Source organism: Stenotrophomonas sp. (assembly GCF_032066555.1).
Classification (GTDB): domain Bacteria; phylum Pseudomonadota; class Gammaproteobacteria; order Xanthomonadales; family Xanthomonadaceae; genus Stenotrophomonas.
The window spans coordinates 204,763-223,717 of record NZ_DAMBKV010000006.1 but is presented as its reverse complement, the minus strand read 5'-3'; the positions used below and the strand labels follow the sequence as shown (position 1 = coordinate 223,717).

Sequence of the window (18,955 nt, the reverse complement as noted above, 5' to 3'; positions counted from 1 at the left end):
GGCGTGCAGGCAAGCACGCCTGTGAGCCGTTCCCCTTCGGTGTGGCAGAAGCCTGCCTTGCCTTCCAGGCCCGGGCGGCATTGATCTCGCGGCCTTGGGCGTTTTGTTCATGGAGGAGCTATTGCACCCGGCAATGGACTGTTCTGCCATCCCAGCTGCACAGCATGCGATTTCTAGCGCCGGCGTTACCGGTGATGGGGATGCCGTAGCGACGCGCTGAGTCCATCCAGCGCTGCAGATTGCGGTTACCTCGGCTTCCTTCGCCGAAGTAGTAGTCGCCAACGTAGTCCGGCGCGGTACCAGGCGCGACGATGCTGGCATCGGGGAACCTGTTGCCTTCGCTATCCCGGCTTTCGCCCTCGACGTACTTCGCCTCGGTGACGTTGTCGGTTGTCACTTTGTAGACCGTCTGTGATCCATCCCGCCATTGGACGACGACGATTATCGCACCGGCGCCATGTTTGTCCGCCCAGGAAAGCGCGAGCTCCTGTATGGAGAAAGCCACCGAGTTCCACGCGGCGCTACTTGTGCCAGCCCCCGCGAGGCCTTCAGCCAGATACTGCCCGAATCTGGCTCTTGATGTGGCTGAAAGAACGATGTCGCTGGCGCTGAAGTCCTTGTATGCGCTAGAAAAGGTGAAGCCGACTGGATTGGAGTACTGCGGGTTGTCGGGATGCACGGTGACGACAAGCCCTCCCTGGTTCTTGTTGGATCTGGCGCTATCAGCGGCTTCGCCTTGGATTGGTTCATGGCCAGGGATGGCCGCTGCATTTGGCTGTGCCGACGAAGGTGTCAGGGAGGCGGCATCCAATACGCGGTAGAACGCCGCCGATATCGGCTCGGGGATGGCTGTACGCATCGTACGCCAGCGCTTCAGTTCTCTGTCGTACTCAACTTCGTAAGCGGTCAGCTGGGCACTCTCAAAATCTACAACCACGGTGAGGCCATTGCCCTTTGAGATGGCGGCGTTCGCCGTCGATGGGCAGCGGTTGCACTCAATCACGCCGCCGGCGAGCGCTGATAGTGAAACCGCGGGCGCCAGGAATGCGAGGATCACGGTAGCGAGGATTCGTGAATTCCTTTTCATCGTTTCTCCTGGTGGAGCAGCTTGTGCTGCAAGGAAGTTTTAGGCCAACTTTCTTGAAGATACTGTCGGTATCGTCGTGGAGGAACGCAGCTGTTCTGCTGGCGCAATGCTCGGATTTGACCTGGGTTTGGATCAGGAAAGAGTCGCGACGGGACGCGGATATCGGCTTGCATCGGTGCGATGCCCGTCGCGGTGTGACCCCAATGCCCTGGTTGCTGGCATGATCCCCGCATGACGCTCACCCTCGACCAACTCCGCCGCTACGCCGTCGCCCGCTCGCTGTTCAAGCCGACCACGCTGATGCGGGCGATTGCAAAGCTGGGCTTCGTCCAGGCCGACCCGATCCGCGCACCGGCGCGGGCGCAGGACCTGACCCTGCGGCATCGTGTTGTGGACTACCGCGCCGGGGACTTGGAACGGCGCTATCCGCGGCTGCCGGTGGAGGAGGACTTCTTCGTCAACTATGGCCTCCTGCCGCGCGAGTGGCAGGCGTTGATGCATCCGCGGCAGGCGCGGATGGAGTGGACACCGGCGCGCTGGAAGCAGGCGCAGGCGGTGCAGGCCTTCATCGCTGAACGTGGCGCGGTGCACCCGCGCGAAGTGGATGCGCATTTCGCCCATGGCAAGACCACCAACTGGTTTGGTGGCTCTTCCAACGCCAGCACGCAGTTGCTGGACGGCATGCACTACCGTGGCTTGCTGCGGGTGGCGCGGCGTGACGGCGGCACGCGTGTCTATGCGGTACGCGATATTCCGCTGCCGGTTGCTGCCACCGAGATTGATGCGCGCATGGATGCGCTGATCGACCTGATTGTGGGCAAGTATGCACCGCTGCCGGATGCCAGCCTGGGCCAGTTGGTGGCCCATCTGGGCAATGGTGTCCCGCAGTGGAAGGAGGCGCGCAAGCCCGCATTGGCACGCGCACGCCTGCGCCTGCAGCGGGCGCGGGTGGAGGGGGTGGACTGGGTCTGGCCGGCCGATGAGCGGGCCGATAGCCGCCGTTGGAAGCCCGACGCACAGGTGCGGCTGTTGACGCCGTTCGACCCGGTCGTATGGGACCGCCGTCGTTTTGAATTGTTCTGGGGGTGGGCGTACCGCTTTGAAGCCTACACGCCACCGGCAAAGCGCAAGCTGGGGTATTACGCGTTGCCGCTGTTGTGGCAGGACCGGGTGATTGGCTGGGGCAATCTCTCGGTGGCGTCGGGGGCACTGAACGCACAACTGCATTACGTGGACGGCAGGGCACCATCGGATGCTGTCTTTGCCGAGGAACTGGAGGCTGAGCTGGGACGTATGCGGGTGTTTCTTGGTGTGGGCGGCTGAGCTGAAGCTTCAGGGCAGATGTGGGTACTCTTTGAGGATGGCAGCGCCTCACTTCTCGATCGGCCTGTGATCATTGCCGGTTGCAGCAAAACCCTGGCATGGCGAGGTGCTCTGTTCTTCGCGGCAGCCGTCTTGGGGTTCGCTGGAGTTGATGGCGGGCTGCTGCATCCGTCATGCTGCGACGCCAACCCGGGGTTACGCCAGAAGGAATAGTTCGTGCCGACCACCACTGCTGCAGCAGCCCGCAACAGCATCGTGCATATGGCTGTGGCCTTCATCGCCATGGGCAGCTGGGCCGCATTCGCAAACAGCACGCACCCGATGCCGCGGCCGGTGATTGCCGGGGTGGTGCAGGGCATCTTGTCGGCGCTGATCACGTTGTTTTTGAAGCGCATGATCGAGGCGCTGTCCGCGCGGTTGCCGGGGAGTGCGGGTTATTGGGTTCCGCCTTTGGTTGCGGTGGTCGCCTCGTTGAGTCTGCTCAGCAGTATTCATTGGTTGGCTGGCACGCCGGAGATTCTGCGCACGATCGTGGTGCCGATGTCGGTCACCGCGCTCTATGCGACCACCTACAACCTGGCACTGCGCCGAAGCGCAGTACGGTAGTGCCGAGCCATGCTCGGCAGAGGCTTCACCGATGGAGCCCGCGTAGCGCAGGGCTTCGCTCCACATTCAGGGCTGGCGGATGGAGGGGGATTGGCTGCGTGTGGGGTTTCTTCCCTTGCAGAGCCAAAGCGAAGCGTCAGGGCCAAAGCCAAAGCCAAAGCCAAAGCCAAAGCACCCCTCCCAACCCTCCCCTTGCCTGCGGCAAAGGGAGGGCTCATCCCGCGCGGTTCAGCAGGGTAGTGCCGAGCCATGCTCGGCAGGGGCTTCACCGATGGAGCCTGAGTAGCTCAGGGCTTCGCCCCACATTCAAGGCTGGCGGCTGGACGGGGAATGGATGCGTCTGGGGTTTCTTCCCTTGCAGAGCCAAAGCGAAGCATCGGCGCCAAAGCAAAAGCCAAAGCCAAAGCCAAAGCACCCCTCCCAACCCTCCCCTTGCCTACGGCAAAGGGAGGGCTTATCCCGCGCGCTTTGAGATTCCCTTGGCCTTGTTGGATCGGGACGGTTCATGCCGTTCGCTTGCGTTGTCATCGGCGCCGACGATCTAATGCATCGACCACAGCGGTGGTGTTACCGAGAAAGGGAGCAAGGACGATGCCCGCGCACTCAACTACATGCCTTGCTTTACGGAAGACCGCACACGTCAGCCTCTGTGCCATTGCACTGTTGATCGCTGCCTGCGCCGCACCGCGCCATGGCGAAGTGCCACCGGATAGCCCGGAGATCGGCAAAGCCGCGGCCGCGCTGCGCAAGCTCAATCCCGCTGCGGTGCAGGCCTACGCGCTCAGGGTGCGGCTGGCCAATGTCCCGGGTCCGTTTGAAACCGTGCAGGGCACCGCGCAGTATGATGTTCAAAACCCGGGCCGCTGCGGCAGGGGCGACGCGTTTGCAGGTGCCATGCCGCGCATCTCCAGCAACGAACCCTTCGACCTGGTCAAGGTGGCGGAAGGTGAATACCTTGGGACGATCCATCTGGATCGGATCATCGATGAGGCGTACTACGGGCGGGAGGTCTGCCATTGGGCGTTGGCCGAAGTCCGCGTTGCCCTGGCAGGCAACCTGCGCCCGGAAAGCACCCGGTTTGTCGCGGGCATGGATGCGGCATCGATCCAGCAGCAGGGCGTGGCCACGCGCTATTTCTGGGGCGGCTACTACCCACGCGCGACGATGGATGCATTCAAGGACCTGGGCGACGCCGACCTTGAGGATGTCCCGCCGGAAAAGCGAAGTGAATTCTTCAGCATTAGCCTGAGTGCCGCGCCGATTTCCAGATGATGGCCAGTACGCCGATCCGCTGTCGCTGATCGATGCGGCTCAACGCTTGCCACGTACCGCAGCTGCCGGGCGCTTGGCCTGCCTGCCAGGTTTGGACGGCAACGCGGCTTGCATCAGCTTGCGGAAATTGGGGCACTGCAGGTGATCCGGTTGCGTGCAGCGGGCGGTATGGCGCAGCCCATCGCGCAGCAGCTGCAGGCGCAGGATGTGACGGTCCAGCGCACTGGCCTTGTTCAGCAGGGACAAGCGATCCATGCTGAAGTTGCCGTCCGCGTCGAACATCGCCGCTATTTCTTCCAGCGCGAAACCCGCCGTTCGGCCCAGCGTAACCAGCGCCAATGTCTGCATCACGGTTGGCGCGTAGACGCGACGCAGGCCTTTGCGACCCAGGGGCCGGATCAGCCCGCGCTGCTCGTAGTAGCGCAGGGTCGAAGCCGGCAGGCCGGAGCGCTGGCTGACCTCGCTGATATCCAGTTCCAACATGCTTGACCTCAAGTGGACTTCAACTTGCATCCTGACCGTAACAGAACGGGCGGAGCGGGTCATGGGCAGCTGGGAGCTGATGATTGATGTACTGGTGGCAGGGGTGCTGGCGACGGCCCTGATGGACGCCTGGAGTGCGCTGCTGCGCAGGATCGGCGTGGCAACGCTGGACTACGCTCTGGTCGGGCGCTGGCTCGGCCACATGTTGCATGGGCAATGGCGCCACGCGGCGATCGCACGCGCTGCGCCGGTAAGGTATGAAGGCTTGACCGGCTGGGTTGCGCACTACCTGCTGGGCATTGGCTATGTCGCCGGGCTGGTGGCGGTGACGGGTCCAGAGTGGTTGCTGCATCCCAGCTTGGCCGCGGCGCTGGCATTTGGTTTGCTGAGCATGGTGGTGCCGTGGTGCGTCCTGCAACCGGCATTGGGGGCTGGGTTCTTCGCCTCGCGGACTCCACGGCCGTGGCATGCGCGCGTGCAGACGGTTGCGACCCACTCGGTTTTTGGAATGGGTATGTATCTGGGTGCCTGCTGCTGGCAGTCGCTGTCTGCGTGGGCTGGATGAATGCCCTGTGTGTCCTCAGTGCGTCGCAGCTCCTGCTCAGCTTTGTAGCGGCCTCGCACGGGAACGCCACATCAACGTAACGCCGGGCGGCGCATTGTTCGCCGGCGGTATGCCAAGCCGCAGTTTGGAGGTTGCAATGATCAGCAAACACAATCCACAGCACAGCCATGAAGGCGGTCCGCCGCGCTCCCGGCAGTCGAACGCCGAGCAGGCACGCAGCAGCAGCCCGGCGCGCCAGGCCGCGCGTGGCGAGCCCAGCCATCAGAAAGACATGCACGATCAACGCATGTCGGACCAACATACGGCCGAACGGCGGAATCACGGCAGGAAGCATTGATCCACTGCTGCGTTGGCTGCTGCGGTGCACGGCTTCGCGCACCTTCATCGTGAATGCCCGTGGCAGTGTGCGAGCAGCTCTGGAGGCAACCTGCACAGATCAAGGTTGCGGGTTCGCAAGGGCGGCGCCTGGTCAGGTGGTCCGCTCAACCCGGCACCCGCAACGCTGCGTGCAGCGCTGCGGGTGTTGGTTTGCATGGAACGGACTAGTTGCTGGGTTCACCGATGATCAGGCCGCTGTCGTCGACGCTGATCACGCCGTCGACTGCGCGCGCGGCGGTCACCATGCGATCCGCTTCGGCCTGGCTGCCAACCTGGCCACTCAGCGACACCATGCCGCCGCGCGTCTCCACGTGGATCTCGCTGCCAGGCACATCGCGGGCACCCATCAGTCTGGCTTTCACTTCGCGGCTTATCCAGGCATCGCTGCCGGGTTGATCGCTGGTGCGTTCGACGCGCCCGGCTTCGGGAGGAGGTTCCTGGCCCAGGTAGGCGGCGGTTGCAACCGGTGTACAGGTGGGGATGGCGGCGGCAATCAACAACACACTCCGCAGGTGCAGGTGTTTCATCACGATGCTCCTTTGGTGGGGGAACAGGCCATTCATACGCTGGCCCAGGCAGATGGTGACAACGCCGGGGTTAGCGCACCGCAGCGTTGTTGTTAGCGGATTGCGAACGCCGGCTATTCAAGCTGTTCGCTGCCAGCTGAAGAGATGGTCGTGTCGACATCGCGATGGCGTTCTGCACACAGCGCTTACGTCGCGACGCCTAGCGTTTGATGCTCTTCCATGTCGGAGACGCTGCGATGACCCAGGGTGACAAAAGCGCCTATACAGACAAGCAGAAGCGACAGGCCGCGCACATCGCGCAGAGCGAGCGCAAGGAAGGACGTTCAAAGGAGGATGCCGAGCGCATCGCCTGGGCGACGGTGAACAAGCAGGACGGTGGCGGGAAAAAGTCAGGGTCCGGCCGTGCGTCACACAAGCACTAGTGGTTTTGTGCACGGGGCAGGCGGCGAAACCGGCGGCAATGCCGGTCTCGCCGCGCAGCCTTGTGCAGCAAGCGCTTTCAACTGAAGGTCTTGCGGTCCTTCGCGGCGCTCATGCGGTGACTGCCCGCTGTCGCGGTACCGCGCGTCTTGATGTCCTGCATGAACACCCATTCGCTGCTGATACGTGCCGGCGTGATATCGATCATCGCGTAGCCCCGTTGCGAGGTGTCACACCAGCGCAGTTCCGGGTTGCTGGCGATGAAGGCTTTTGCCACGGCGCCTGGTGCGGCGGCCATGCTGCCTTCAATACCGCCGGAGGTGACCGCCTGTACCGCGAACTCGACACCGGCAGGCTCGCCATCCTGCTGCAGTTCATAGGCCCAGGCGTTGTGGCTGTCGCCTGACAGCATGACCAGATTGACGTCGGCTTGCTGTGCAGCGCGCAGCAAACGCGCCCGCGCGCCAGGATAGCCATCCCAACGGTCCATCCACATCGGCAGGCCCAGCCGCGCCCCGCGCACGTTGTTCCTGAAAGCCTGCACGCTGCGTTCGCTGGCATCGCTGCGCAGCATGCCTAAGGTCTCGGCGGGCATCACGGTCCGGCCCAGGATGGTGCCCATGCCGACCAGCTGCCACGCATTGCCGGCGGCGTTGCTCTTCAGCGATTGGTACAGCCAGTTTTCCTGTTCCAGGCCGAGCATGGTCGCCGCAGGGTCCTGCCACGGACCGTCGCGGAATGCCTCCAGGGCAGCGTCGCTATCCGCCCGGTAGGCAGCGGCGATGTCGGCGGGACGGGTGCGGCCGATCAGTCGCGACTCGGTGCGGTACAAGGTGGCCAGACTGCCGATCGGGTAAGCCTTCCACGGCTCATCGGAGACCGGCATCCATTCGCGGTAGGCCTGCATCGCGGCGGCCTTGCGTACACTCCAGTCGCCTTCGGTTGCGCTCTGGTGGTTCTGCGCGCCACCTTCCCAGCTGTCGTTGGCGCTTTCATGGTCGTCCCACAGGGCCACCATCGGCGCGTTCTGGTGCAGGGCCTGCAGGTCGGCGTCGGCACGGTAGCAGGCCAGGCGCAGGCGATAGTCGAGCAGCGAGATCATTTCGTGTTCGTGCGCCGGCATCACTTCGCGCTCGGCGATGCGGTCCTGCGCCTTGTAGGCGGCGATGCCGTATTCGTAGAGATAGTCACCTACATGCAGCCATAGGTCCATGTCCTCACGCTGTGCGGCATGGGCGTAGGCATTGAACCAGCCGGTCGGCAGGTTGGCACAGGAGAACAGGCCCAGCTTGAAGCGGTCCACCTGGCCGACGGGTAGCGTGCGGGTACGCCCGGTGGGAGAGACGCTGCCGTCCGCCGCGATGAAGCGGTAGTAGTACGTCGATCCCGGTTGCAGGCCGGCAAGGGTGAGCTTGGCCGTCCAGTCGCGGTAGCTGCCGGTACGCACGCTGGCCCCGGCAACCACGTTGCGGAACGCTGTGTCGGTGGCGATCTCCGCGCGCAGGGTGGTTTCGTCGGTAGCGGCTGCCGGGACATAGCGGGTCCATAGCAGCATGGAGTCCGCACCGGGTTCGCCGCTGGCGACGTTGTGGGTGAAGCCCTTGGCGGCCTGCACTTCAGCCGTGAACGCGCGACCGATGGGCAGTAGCAGCGCGCCCAGGCCGAGGCTGGCGCCAATGATCAGACGGCGGCGGTCCAGTTTCATGGTCATCGGAGGCTCTTTGGGTTGCGGGTGTCGGTGGTGGGGCCGGAGGGGTTGCCGGACGAGCCGGTCCTCGGCGCAAGCCCCCCTCCCGCGCAGGCGAGAGGGGGGGAAGGAAGCCAGCGCCGCTCGACGTTGTTCTGTGGCTTTCGATGCGGCGCCGTTTGCCTCAGAAGCGGCCGCGGATGCCGAAGTTCCACATCGAGCCGTACACCGTGTACATCTGCACGCGGCTGGGGATGTTGGAATAGATCACTTCCGGCTCGTTGAAGATGTTGCGGCCTGCCAGCATCACGTCGATGTTGTCGGTGAGCTTGTAGCTGGCGCTGATGTTCCACAGCTCGCGCGCATCGCGATAGAGGATGCCGTTGTTGGCGGTGGTCGGCGTGTTGCTCAGGGCACTGACGCGATGCTCGGACTGGTAGTTGCCGTTGATCTGGAAATCAAAACGACCGTAGTTGTAGCGGATGCCCCAGTTCGCGGCCTGCTTGGGGATGTTCTGGCGCGGGCCGTCCGGATTCACCTGGGTCAGCGAGCCGTACACGCTCAGGCCTTTCCAGGCGCCGGGCAGGAAGGTCATCTGCTGGTTGTACTCCAGCACGACGCCTTCGTTGGTGCTGGTGCCCGGTGCATTCTGCGCGCTGCGGAAGGTGTAGCCGTCGTACTCGTTCGGGTTGAAGCCGACATCCTCCGGATTGACGGTGATGCCGGTGACCTGCATGTCCTGCATGTCCAGCTTGTAGTACGACAGCCCCAGCAGGCCCGACGGTTCCAGGTAGTACTGCAGGCTGGCGTAGTACTTGGTGGAGTGCTCGGGTTTGAGCTGGGCATTGGGCACGGTGACGATCATGGTGTCGTCGTTTACCGACACCACGCCGCCGAGGTTGCCGTAGTCCGGGCGCAGGATGGATTGGCTGAAGGACAGCTGGCCAACCAGCTTGTCGGTGAAGTCGTACTTGACGCCACCGCTGAGGAAGAAGTCGTCGTACTCGCCCTTGCGCGTGGTGTAGCGGCCATTGTTGTACTGGTACATCAGCCCTTCGACGGTATTGACGTCCAGGCCGGCGGCCTTGACCTCGCTGACCGGTCGAACGTCGGCGACGCGGGCAGCGGTACGGGTCTTCTCGTAGCGCAGGCCAAGGTCGAAGCGGGCATCGCCGAGGCGGGTCTCGGCCTCGATATAGGCTGCGTCCACTTCTTCCTGGATGCGCTTGTTGTTGTCCAGCTTGCGCTTGAGGTTGCCCACCACATCGGGCACGAAGTATTCCGGGTGCTGCTGGTAGATGTCGTACATCGCGTAGTTGCTGTCGGCACGCCAGCCCTGCTGGTTCATGTTGCCGGCACCGGTACCGATGATCTGGAAGTCGTAATTTTCCGTCCACGGCACGCTGGCGCCGGGGTCGGTCTGGCTACCATTGGGGCCGACATAGCGGTACTGCTGGTAGGAGCCCTCATTGGTGCGCCAGTCGTTGCGACGCGTGCCCAGGCCGCCCATCAGGGTTACCGGCGTGTCGTTGAAACTAAGGTGGCGCTTGAGGTCGAGATTGACGCCGTATTGGTCGTTGAGCGCGTCGGATTCGGCGGTGCGCACGTTGTAACCGATAGGCGCATCGCGGTTGAAGTTGCTGGGGTCGTTCCACGGACGGCCACCGGTCTGCGCCAGGTTCCACTCATGCGAACTTTCCGAGGGGCGATCCAGGGTGAAGCCTATCCCGGTCAGCCAGCTGTCGGTGCGCTGGAAGAAACCCTTGCTGTTGTCGCGGAAGTTGAACTCCGCGCCGGAATAGCTGCCACGCAGCACGGCTTCCCAGTCTTCGCCCTTGTACTCCAGCTTGGGCGCGATCAGGTACGCCGGCGTGCCCGCATAGCGATGCGAATACTGGGTGTGCAGGCGGGTGTTGGTGCCGTTGGGATTGACCACGATGTGGTCTGGGGTGGAGCCCGGTGCCGCTTCCGACTTGGAGGTGGTGCCGAAAATCAGGTAGGTGTACTGGTTGAAGTACTCCACGTCATACATCGAGTAGGTACTGCGCAGCGAGGCGACCAGTTCGTCGGTGATCTGGTAGTCCAGGCTGAGGTTGGCCGCGGTGCGGCTGGTCATCTTCGGGCCCGGGCGCCACATCACCCGGTACGGCATGGCGCTGCCGTCGGGCTTGTAGGCATAGTCGGTCTGGATGCGGTCCTGCTGCACGTAGTTGGCGTTGTAGCTGGCGTTGAACTCGACGCCGAAGCGCCCGTCCATGAATACATCGCCGAAGCCGAACTGGCCGGACGGATAGATGGTGTCGTGCTTGCGGTCGTCCGGGAAGTACTTGCCCGACCAGTTCGAGTCGGAGGTGCCGACCGCGCCCAGCTGGAACACGATGTCACGCTTGGTGCGCTGGAACGCATACTTGCTGCGCAGGTTGATATTGCCGCCGGGTGAGTCGGCGTCCATCGCCGCGGTCAGCGTGTTGTTGAGTTCGATCGATTCGATGCCGGTGATCGACATCTGCTCGAACGAATTCTGGCGGCCGGAGTTGTTGTTGGATGTTGCCGTGGCCATGCGTGCGCCATCGGTGGTGAAGGTCGAGTACTTCGGGTCCAGGCCGCCGATGCGAACGGCGGTGGCATCCACCTCGGTGTAGTCCAGCGACAGGCCGGGCATCGACTTCATGAACTCACCGACGTCGCCCATGGTCAGTGCGCCGTAGTTGTCGGCCGCGACCACGTTCTTTGCGTTCATCGCCGCACGCCGTTCCATGATCGCGCTGGCCTGGCCGTCACGCGAGGCGGTGACCTTGATCGCATCCAGGTCGGTCGCATCGCCACCATCGGCGGTGTAGGAGGGCGCTTTCAAGGCAACGTCGAGCGTGGTGGTCTTGCCCGCCACGACCGCCGCGCTGAGCCGTGCTTCCTGCAGGCCGGTGTATTTGACCAGCACGGTGATGTCGCCGGCAGGGATGCCGGAGAGCTGGAAATGGCCGCCTTCCTGCGAATAGCTGATATTGCGACTGCCTTCGATCCGCACCTCGGCATTGCGTACGTACTCGCCGGTGGCGGTGTTGAGCACGCGGCCGCGCAGGCTGCCGCTGGCGATGGTCTGGACGCTGTTGTCGTAGCGCTGTTGGGCAGGCAGGTCGGGCGAAACGCAAAGCGCTGCCAGGATGGCGCTGACCAGCGCCGACTTCTTTAGTTCGAGCATGGATCTGTTCCGGAGAGTGTGGGAGTACCGCACACAGCTGAGGTTCCGCCGTGCAAGCGGCGCCACCTTACGTCCGGACAATTACAGAACCTTTACGTTTGAGTCATGGATACTGTCGCTACTGAAACTGCTTTTGCTTTGCTTTGCTCTGCCTGCAGTGGCCGTGCAGGCAGAGCGCGGTCGATGATTGTTCGGTCTCGCGCGGCTACGCACGGTTGCACGCAGTGCCGTCGCGCACCTGCCCGCTGGCCTTCCGGGTCCGGCGTCCTGATCCGCATCACGCGCAAGGTTGGCCGCTGATGGTCTGCGGCCTGCGCTGTGTCCTGCTGGAATGCGGATTGTTGTTGCTACCTCTGCGGTTCGGCTGCGACAAACGGCCGTTCCGGATCGCCGGTCCACCGCATCAGGTGCAGCTCTGCGCCTTGTTTGCCGTCCTGCTTGAAGTTGCTGGCGAGATAGAAAAGACCGTCGCCAACGGCTTGCAGGCCAACGTCGGCCTTCTGCATCCAGCCGCGGATGCCGGTGACGGGATCCTTCAGGCCTGCGTCGGCGAGTGGCAGTAGCTGCCCCTGTTCCCAGCGGCCGGAAGTGTTGCCGGGCACGCCGATCAAGTCTCCTGGCGTTGGCCTGGCGGCAGCGTCCACCGCGAACAGCAGGTAGTTCGGGAACGTCGGCTTCCTGCCCTGGTATACGCCCAGGTACCAGCGCTGTTGGGCTGCGTCGTAGGTCAGGTTCTGTACGCCGTAACTGGTGTTTCCCGTGCGCACGAAGTATTTGCCCTGCACCTGCGTGGGTCCGCTGTGGTGCGGTGCGGACTCCAGCAAGGGCTGTGCCTTTTCCTGCCAGTCGCTGACGTCGTATTGCAGCAGTACCTGGTGGTCGTTGTCGGTGCGAGCGGTATTGCCATAGATGCCATAGGCAACAGTCAGCAGCTGTGGGCCATCGGCGTGACCGAAGCGCGGGCCAAAGGCGACGCCATCGATGCCGGAGCAACCATAGCGGTGATCCGGGGAGGCGGTTTCATTGCCACGGTATTTCCCGTCGTCACCGTCGAAGCGGCCATCCCCGTTGATATCGGCGGTGTAGTCCTTCACCACTTCCGGCAGGTAGATGGTACGCAGGATTTCGCTGTCGGTGGCCTCGATGCCAACCCGGTCAATGCGGTCCACGTCGATCATCGCGATATAGAAGGCCTGGTCCTTCTTGTACTCCAGCGATCCGTAGACCTTGCCGTCGGCCGGATTGAAATCCAGATCGCCCAGATGCCCGTTCCATCCGGTCAAGGTACCGACCAGATTGCCCTGCAGGTCGAACTTGGCGAGCAGGTTGGTGAAGGAGTAATAGATATAGCCCGCTTGCTGGTCCACGGCGATGCCCTGCACATGGCCCGATTGCCAGACACCGCCATGGTGTTGCAGCGGCAGCGGTGCGCTTGCCATGGCCGGCCCGGCGATGCCGGCGGCCAGCAGAATGCCCAGCAGGAAGTTGCGATTCATTGGCGAATGATGGTTGCGGAATCAACCATGCAAAATGGCGTGCAGAGGTGACGTGCACATGACACGTGGGCGTGCACATGTGCTTCAATCTGCGTCACGGACGCTGTTGTTCAAGGAGAGAATGCAATGCGCTTCACATGTGGAATCTTCACCGTGTTCCTGTTGCTGGCAACGAATACCGCCGGTGCGCAGCAGCTGGCGACGGACGCGCCGGCATCGTCGCGGCTGCGGCTGTTCGGCCAGAACGGTGTTGGCATGGTGCTCTATACCAATACCAGCTGCACGGCAGAGTATGCGCAGAAAATCCGCGCTTCCGGTTCGCTGGGAAATGCGTTCGGCTCGATGCTGGGCAAGGTGAAGAACGAGAGCCTGGGCATGCCGGACACGGATACCAGCCGCAGCCTGAAGCAACGCGGCATGATCATGTCCAAGGCCTACTTCAAGGAGTACCCGCTGGTGCCGGGGCAGTCGGTGGTGGTGGAGGCGGGCATGGGCTCACCGGCCGGTTGGCGATGTGATCGCCTTATCACTTCGGCCTTCACTCCGCAGGCCGGCAAGGACTACGAAGTGGCCCTGGACGTGGACTTCTCCGGCGGCGTATGCATGTTGAAGGTGAATGAAGTCGCGGCCGATGGTTCCCTGCTGCGCCTACCCGTGCAGCCGGCCAGCAAGCAGTGCGTGCCAGCTGCGGCAGCGCCGGGGCAGGGCGCGGACTGAAACGAGCGGGCCGGCGCAATGCCGGCCGCTCCTGGAGCGGGAAGCAGGCTCAGGCCTCTTCCTCCTCCTCCTCTTCTTCGTCTTCTTCTTCCTCGTCCTCTTCGTCCTCATCCTCTTCTTCAAAGGCGTCGGCTTCTTCGACGCGGACGAAGTTGGGCAGGTTGTCGGCGAAGCTGATCTGCTTGCCGTTGGCCAGCATCGGGCGCACCGCGCGCTTGCCGGCTTCTTCCACTACCGCGAAGCAGACCAGGCTCTGTGCGCTTTCATCACCGGCTTCTTCGAATACGGCAACCCAGCCGTCGGCAGGGATGATCTGGATGATGTTGTCTTGCATGGCGGGACCGGTGGTTGAAGGAATGGCGAGCTTGCGTGAAGGCGGCCGCGCTTTGCAACCGTGGGCAGGTGGGATACTGGGGCCTCGCATGCCGGCAGGGGATGGGAGATGGCCGAAACACCGTTGCGTACGCCCGACGGGCGCTATCTGGTGGTGCGTGGGCGGTTGTGGCGGGCCAGCAACCCGGGCTTGGAGGAGCCGGTGCGTGCGGCCCTGGTAAACCAGTTGATGGCGGCGCGGCGGGAGGTCGGCGCTGCACGCCGTGCCGGCGATCGTCCGCGTCTGGCCAAGGCGGGTGGCGCGGTTGACGCGGCCAAATGCGCCTTGGGCGAGCGAGGACCGGTGTGGTGGCAGGACGGGGCGCCGGACTTCAACCGCCATCTGGTCCGCAACACACCCTATGCGGCCTGGTACGCGCTGCAGCAGTTGGATTGAGCCGGTTGCGGCTTTACTCGGCGGACGGTGGAGACGAGGATGACCGCTGGTCCCGTGTCGGAAACACGCCATGCTCCAATGCCGCACCCTCGCCACCGCCGCTGGCGGCAAGGCGACCCCGTCGTTATGGGTGGACCTGTGCCAACCCACGCCGGAAGAGCTGGAACAGGCCTCGCGGCAAGTGGGTTTCCGTATCCCTGACCGTGCCGGCATCAGCGAGATCGAGTTCAGCAGCCGGGTGCGCGTGGAGGGCGAGGCGCTGGTGCTGAATCTGCCGCGCTTCCAGTATGAAGTCGAGCACGTCGTCGGGCCGCTGGGCTTCGTGGTGGCGCCCAATGCGCTGGTGGTGCAGCGTGAGCACCGCATCGATGCGCTGGAAGGCGTGGAAGCAGCGCTGGACAAGCACCCCTGCCAGGGCTCGGCCGATCTTTTCCTGCGCATGATCGAACACATCGTCGATCGCCTGGCCGATCTGCTGGAGTCGCTGGAAAGCACGATGAGCGAGTTCTCGCGGCAGGCCTTCAGCCATCCCAAGGGCAAGCGCGCTTCACGCCGGCTGGAGCAGATGCTGCATGAGGTGGGCATGATGGGGCGGCGCATCGGCGCGCTGCACAACACCTTGCACGGCATGCTGCGGATGATGAGCTATCTGGATGAGGCCACGCCGGACTGGTTTGGTGCCGATGCCCCGAAGCGCATCAAACTGGTGGTCAAGGACCTGACCTCGCTGAGCGAGTTCGAACAGCAATTGGGCGACCGCAACGAGTTCCTGCTGGACAGCGTGCTCGGCCTGATCAACATGGACCAGAACGAGGTGATGAAGGTGATGGCGGTGGCCTCGGTGGTCGGCATTCCCCCAACCGTGCTGGTCGGGGTGTGGGGCATGAATTTCGCAGCGATGCCGGAACTGCATTGGCACTACGGTTACGCCATAGCGTTGGCTGCGGTGGCCGCGAGCATCGTGCTGCCCCTGTTGTGGTTCAAACGGCGTGGCTGGCTCTGAGTGGTCGGGATGCGACGCATTCTCGTCTACAATCCGGGCTCTTTTGTACAGCTGATGGAATCGATGTCTGCCAAACCCATGACTGCCGCCGGCAAGTTGTTTGCCGCCGCTGCATTGATTGAAGCTGTCACCTGGGCCGGGTTGTTGATCGGCATGCTGCTGAAGTACGGCACCGGCACCACCGAGCTGGGGGTGTGGCTGTTCGGTCGCGTGCACGGCCTGGCCTTCCTGTTCTATGTCGTCGTCACCCTGTTTGCCTGGGTGAAGCTGCGCTGGCCGCTGTGGGCGGTGCTGCTGGCCTTGCTGGCGGCCGTGCCGCCGCTGGTGACGGTGCCGCTGGAGATGTGGTTCCGTCGTATCGGCCTGTTGTCCGAGCGCCCGCGCTGATTCGATGCTGATGTAATGGCGCGGCCGGCTTCCACACGGTCGCGCCATTGAAACTGCACAGTGTTGCCAGGTATTACGTGCTCCGGTCATGTGCGTTACGGAAGCAGTGCTTGCGGTGTGATGCGTTCGTCATGAATGCCGATGCTTTACCTCGTCTGCGGCCTTGCCGATTGCTTTCTGTGCCTTGCCTGCATTTTTCTCCATGTTGCCGGCCATCTGCTGGGCCTTGTTGCCTGTCAGCCTCCCGGCAGCTTCCTTGATGGCACCCTTGATCTCGTGCTTGGTGCCTTCAACACGGTTGCGGTCCACGAACGGTCTCCGGAAACGTCTGCCTCGCTGCAGACGGCCCCAGACTGCGCATCGCCGGGTTTGTGGCAGGTGAGCGCGATGTTGTGATCGCGTTGTGCAGGCCGGAGGATTTAGCCTGTGTTGTGCGTTGACGTGTTTGCCTGCGACGCGATCCCGGTCGGCCTGGCCGCTTTCATCCGGTCAGCGGTATGCCAGCGGACTGGACCGGGGCGCGCAGGCGTCGGCGCAGCGCGTCCTGCCCGGATTGAACGATCAGGACGCCCGGTGACCGTCTTTGCCGGGCCCGCACCGTTTTCCACCGCCGCGGCTGCCGGCTGGGCTGCCTGGTGGATGAAGGCGGGCTTGCCGGCTGCGGGCGCGGGGCGTCGGGGATGATGCGCTGCCGCTGCGATCAGATGCGCTGGGCGTCACAGTCAAGCTGACTGGCAGAGGTGTACCTGTCGGATCGATGGTGGATAATTCCCCCAACGCCCATGCGGTCAAAGGACTGCGGCGGTTGGCCCTGGAGCGGCCATGGCGGGTTGTTGCCGCCAGCAGCGAGGTGGTTCGAGGGGGCTCCCGCATCGCGACCGGCAGGGTTCGTTTGCCGCAGGTTTAAGTTGGTTCTTCTAGTTTTCCCGGCTGCTCGGCTTTTCCTTCAAGGATTTCAGGTGCAACACGCAAGCAAACAGCGTTACCGCAGGGTGTGTCGCCAAGACGGGCTGCCGATGGCGCAGTGGGGTGATCGATGAGCGGCAACCTCACCCCGGGCAATGGGCTGGATGCCGGCATTGCCGTGCTGCCGGCCGAACATCCGTTGCCGATGCCCGAGCAATCGCTGCGTGAGGGCTCGCTGCAGGTGCCGCGGCAGAAGACCGCCCCGGCCAATATCGGCCTGCGCCGCCTGTACGTATTCGGCAGCACCGCGCTGACCACGCTGTTCGCCACCTGGTTGATGGCGCGGGTGCTGTCCAACGGCGGCATCAACGTGCTGGAGGGCTGCCTGCTGGTCCTGTTCGTGCTGTTGTTCGCCTGGATCGCGATGTCCTTCGTCAGCAGCCTGGCGGGCCTGCAGGCGTTGTTGCGCGGCCGTCGCAAGCTTGGCATCTATCCGGATACACCGCTGCCGCAGCTGCGCAGCCGTACTGCCCTGCTGATGCCGACCTACAACGAGGACCCGCGCCGGATGATGGCGGGCCTGCAGGCGATCTACGAATCGGTGGCCGCGACCGGGCAACTGCAGCACTTCGACTTCTACGTGCTCAGTGACACCACCCGCGATGCCATCGGCCGCGCCGAAGAACAGGTGTTCGCAAGGCTGGTGGAAGCCACCGGCGGCGCCGAGCGGCTTTACTACCGCCGCCGCGCCAGCAATGTCGGGCGCAAGGCCGGCAACATCGCCGACTGGGTGCGCCGCTTCGGCGGGGCCTATCCGCACATGTTGATCCTTGATGCCGACAGCCTGATGACCGGCGATGTGATCGTGCGGTTGGTATCGGCGATGGAAAACCATCCGACCGTCGGCCTGATCCAGTCGTTGCCGGCGGTGGTCGGTGGGCGTACCGCCTTCGCCCGCATGCAGCAGTTCGGTGGCCGCGTATATGGGCCGGTGATGGCCTATGGCGTGGCCTGGTGGCATGGCGCGGAAAGCAATTACTGGGGGCATAACGCGGTGATCCGCACCCAGGCGTTTGCCGAACAGGCCGGGTTGCCGGAGCTGCCGGGGCGCAAGCCGTTTGGTGGGCATGTGCTGAGCCATGATTTCGTCGAGGCCGCGCTGATCCGCCGGGGTGGCTGGGCCTCGCACATGGTGCCGTACCTGCATGGCAGCTACGAGGAAGGCCCGCCAACCCTGACCGACCTGCTGATCCGTGACCGCCGCTGGTGCCAGGGCAACCTGCAGCACTCCAAGGTAGTGGCCACGCCGGGCCTGCACTGGGTCAACCGCGTGCACATGTTGATCGGCATCGGCCACTACTTCACCGCGCCGATGTGGGCGATGTTGATGCTGATCGGCATCGCCATTCCGCTCATCCACGGTGGCATCGATCTGGCCGAGGAGCTGCACCTGCAGCTACGGATGTCGCCGGCGCATTACTGGCGCGGCTTGGACCAGGACGGCGTGTTCTGGGTATTCGTGGTGACCATGGTCGCGCTGTTGTCGCCCAAGTTGATGGGCTATGTGGCGATGCTGACCTCGCGCAAGGAGCGCATCGGATGCGGCGGCGCGTTCCGCGCGTTCATTTCGATGCTGCTGGAAACCGTCCTGGCGGCGCTGATGGCGCCGGTGGTGATGTACGTGCAGTCGCGCGGTGTTGCCGAGGTGCTGGCCGGCAAGGATTCGGGCTGGGACGCGCAGCAGCGCGATGACGGCAGTATTTCGCTGAGCGCTTTGTTGCGCAGTTATGGCGGTTTGAGCGTATTCGGCGTGGTGATGGGCGTGGCTGCCTACCTGGTGTCGCCGCCGCTGGCCGCGTGGATGGCGCCGGTGGTGATCGGCATGGCGCTGGCGGTGCCGGTGGTGGCATGGACCTCCTCGCGCAAGGCCGGTGACTGGCTGCGCCGGCATGGCCTGCTGTGCATTCCGGAAGAGAACGCACCGCCGCCGGTGCTGCTGCGTGCGGCGGAACTGCGTGCGGCCGCGTTGAAGGAGCCGCTGCAGGATTGATGGCTGCGGCTGTTGCTGTTGTTGTGGGAGCGGCGCAAGCCGCGAAGCCGATAGCAATCAACCGCCGTTTGGCTGGCGAT

General features: G+C 63.8%; 18 protein-coding genes and 1 pseudogene. 11 read left to right on the top strand and 8 right to left on the bottom strand.

Translation table 11 applies throughout. From position 1 onward, the window contains the following. Positions 1-118 precede the first annotated feature (118 nt). The gene (locus tag RT131_RS10275; RefSeq protein ID WP_313172632.1) at positions 119-1,087 is read right to left on the bottom strand and encodes a hypothetical protein; all 969 of its coding nucleotides are present in this window, start codon (positions 1,085-1,087) and stop codon (positions 119-121) included. A gap of 231 nt (positions 1,088-1,318) precedes the next feature. Between RT131_RS10275 and RT131_RS10270 the strand changes: the two genes are divergently transcribed. From RT131_RS10270 to RT131_RS10260, 3 genes are all read left to right on the top strand, one after another. Further along, the gene (locus RT131_RS10270; protein WP_313172630.1) at positions 1,319-2,410 is read left to right on the top strand and encodes a crosslink repair DNA glycosylase YcaQ family protein; all 1,092 of its coding nucleotides are present in this window, start codon (positions 1,319-1,321) and stop codon (positions 2,408-2,410) included. Positions 2,411-2,626: 216 nt separating this feature from the next. Beyond that, positions 2,627-3,016 (top strand): hypothetical protein, encoded by a 390-nt coding sequence (locus tag RT131_RS10265; RefSeq protein WP_313172628.1) that lies wholly within the window; start codon positions 2,627-2,629, stop codon positions 3,014-3,016. Between the two features lie 663 nt (positions 3,017-3,679). Beyond that, positions 3,680-4,288: a hypothetical protein gene (locus tag RT131_RS10260; protein ID WP_313172626.1), complete on the top strand. Its 609-nt coding sequence runs from the start codon at positions 3,680-3,682 to the stop codon at positions 4,286-4,288. Positions 4,289-4,327: 39 nt separating this feature from the next. Here RT131_RS10260 and RT131_RS10255 read toward each other — a convergent pair whose 3' ends face one another. Next, complete coding sequence (locus RT131_RS10255; protein WP_313172624.1) at positions 4,328-4,771, bottom strand: helix-turn-helix domain-containing protein; 444 nt, start codon at positions 4,769-4,771, stop codon at positions 4,328-4,330. 61 nt (positions 4,772-4,832) lie between these two features. On the opposite strand from RT131_RS10255, the gene RT131_RS10250 reads away from it, so the two are divergent. Then, positions 4,833-5,336, top strand: a complete 504-nt coding sequence (locus tag RT131_RS10250; protein WP_313172622.1) for a DUF2938 family protein — start codon at positions 4,833-4,835, stop codon at positions 5,334-5,336. 136 nt (positions 5,337-5,472) lie between these two features. After that, positions 5,473-5,673: a hypothetical protein gene (locus RT131_RS10245; protein ID WP_313172620.1), complete on the top strand. Its 201-nt coding sequence runs from the start codon at positions 5,473-5,475 to the stop codon at positions 5,671-5,673. Positions 5,674-5,878: 205 nt separating this feature from the next. On the opposite strand, the gene RT131_RS10240 is transcribed toward RT131_RS10245, so the two are convergent. Further along, a complete protein-coding gene (locus RT131_RS10240) occupies positions 5,879-6,241 on the bottom strand; it encodes a BON domain-containing protein (RefSeq protein ID WP_313172619.1) in 363 nt (120 codons plus the stop codon). Positions 6,242-6,477: 236 nt separating this feature from the next. On the opposite strand from RT131_RS10240, the pseudogene RT131_RS10235 reads away from it, so the two are divergent. Then, positions 6,478-6,645, top strand: a pseudogene (locus RT131_RS10235) (HupB); the annotation flags it as partial. Between the two features lie 95 nt (positions 6,646-6,740). On the opposite strand, the gene RT131_RS10230 reads toward RT131_RS10235, so the two are convergent. From RT131_RS10230 to RT131_RS10220, 3 genes are all read right to left on the bottom strand, one after another. Beyond that, entirely contained in the window at positions 6,741-8,372 is a 1,632-nt protein-coding gene (locus RT131_RS10230) for an alkaline phosphatase D family protein (protein WP_313172618.1), read from the bottom strand. Between the two features lie 160 nt (positions 8,373-8,532). Further along, complete coding sequence (locus RT131_RS10225) at positions 8,533-11,547, bottom strand: TonB-dependent receptor (RefSeq protein WP_313172616.1); 3,015 nt, start codon at positions 11,545-11,547, stop codon at positions 8,533-8,535. A gap of 347 nt (positions 11,548-11,894) precedes the next feature. Then, positions 11,895-13,043: a hypothetical protein gene (locus tag RT131_RS10220; RefSeq protein WP_313172614.1), complete on the bottom strand. Its 1,149-nt coding sequence runs from the start codon at positions 13,041-13,043 to the stop codon at positions 11,895-11,897. Positions 13,044-13,169: 126 nt separating this feature from the next. Here RT131_RS10220 and RT131_RS10215 point away from each other — a divergent pair, with 126 nt between their 5' ends. Then, positions 13,170-13,760, top strand: coding sequence for a hypothetical protein (locus RT131_RS10215; RefSeq protein ID WP_313172612.1), 591 nt, complete (start codon positions 13,170-13,172; stop codon positions 13,758-13,760). A gap of 49 nt (positions 13,761-13,809) precedes the next feature. Here RT131_RS10215 and RT131_RS10210 read toward each other — a convergent pair whose 3' ends face one another. Then, the gene (locus RT131_RS10210; RefSeq protein WP_313172610.1) at positions 13,810-14,094 is read right to left on the bottom strand and encodes a hypothetical protein; all 285 of its coding nucleotides are present in this window, start codon (positions 14,092-14,094) and stop codon (positions 13,810-13,812) included. A 108-nt stretch (positions 14,095-14,202) separates the two neighbouring features. Here RT131_RS10210 and RT131_RS10205 point away from each other — a divergent pair, with 108 nt between their 5' ends. From RT131_RS10205 to RT131_RS10195, 3 genes are all read left to right on the top strand, one after another. After that, positions 14,203-14,529, top strand: coding sequence for a hypothetical protein (locus RT131_RS10205; protein WP_313172608.1), 327 nt, complete (start codon positions 14,203-14,205; stop codon positions 14,527-14,529). Positions 14,530-14,599: 70 nt separating this feature from the next. Then, a complete protein-coding gene (locus RT131_RS10200; protein ID WP_313172606.1) occupies positions 14,600-15,532 on the top strand; it encodes a CorA family divalent cation transporter in 933 nt (310 codons plus the stop codon). A 78-nt stretch (positions 15,533-15,610) separates the two neighbouring features. Further along, positions 15,611-15,919 (top strand): DUF3817 domain-containing protein, encoded by a 309-nt coding sequence (locus RT131_RS10195; RefSeq protein WP_313172675.1) that lies wholly within the window; start codon positions 15,611-15,613, stop codon positions 15,917-15,919. Positions 15,920-16,048: 129 nt separating this feature from the next. Here RT131_RS10195 and RT131_RS10190 read toward each other — a convergent pair whose 3' ends face one another. Continuing rightward, a complete protein-coding gene (locus RT131_RS10190; RefSeq protein WP_313172604.1) occupies positions 16,049-16,228 on the bottom strand; it encodes a CsbD family protein in 180 nt (59 codons plus the stop codon). 727 nt (positions 16,229-16,955) lie between these two features. Here RT131_RS10190 and mdoH point away from each other — a divergent pair. Next, complete coding sequence (gene mdoH, locus RT131_RS10185; RefSeq protein WP_313172602.1) at positions 16,956-18,875, top strand: glucans biosynthesis glucosyltransferase MdoH; 1,920 nt, start codon at positions 16,956-16,958, stop codon at positions 18,873-18,875. The last annotated feature ends 80 nt before the right edge of the window (positions 18,876-18,955 follow it).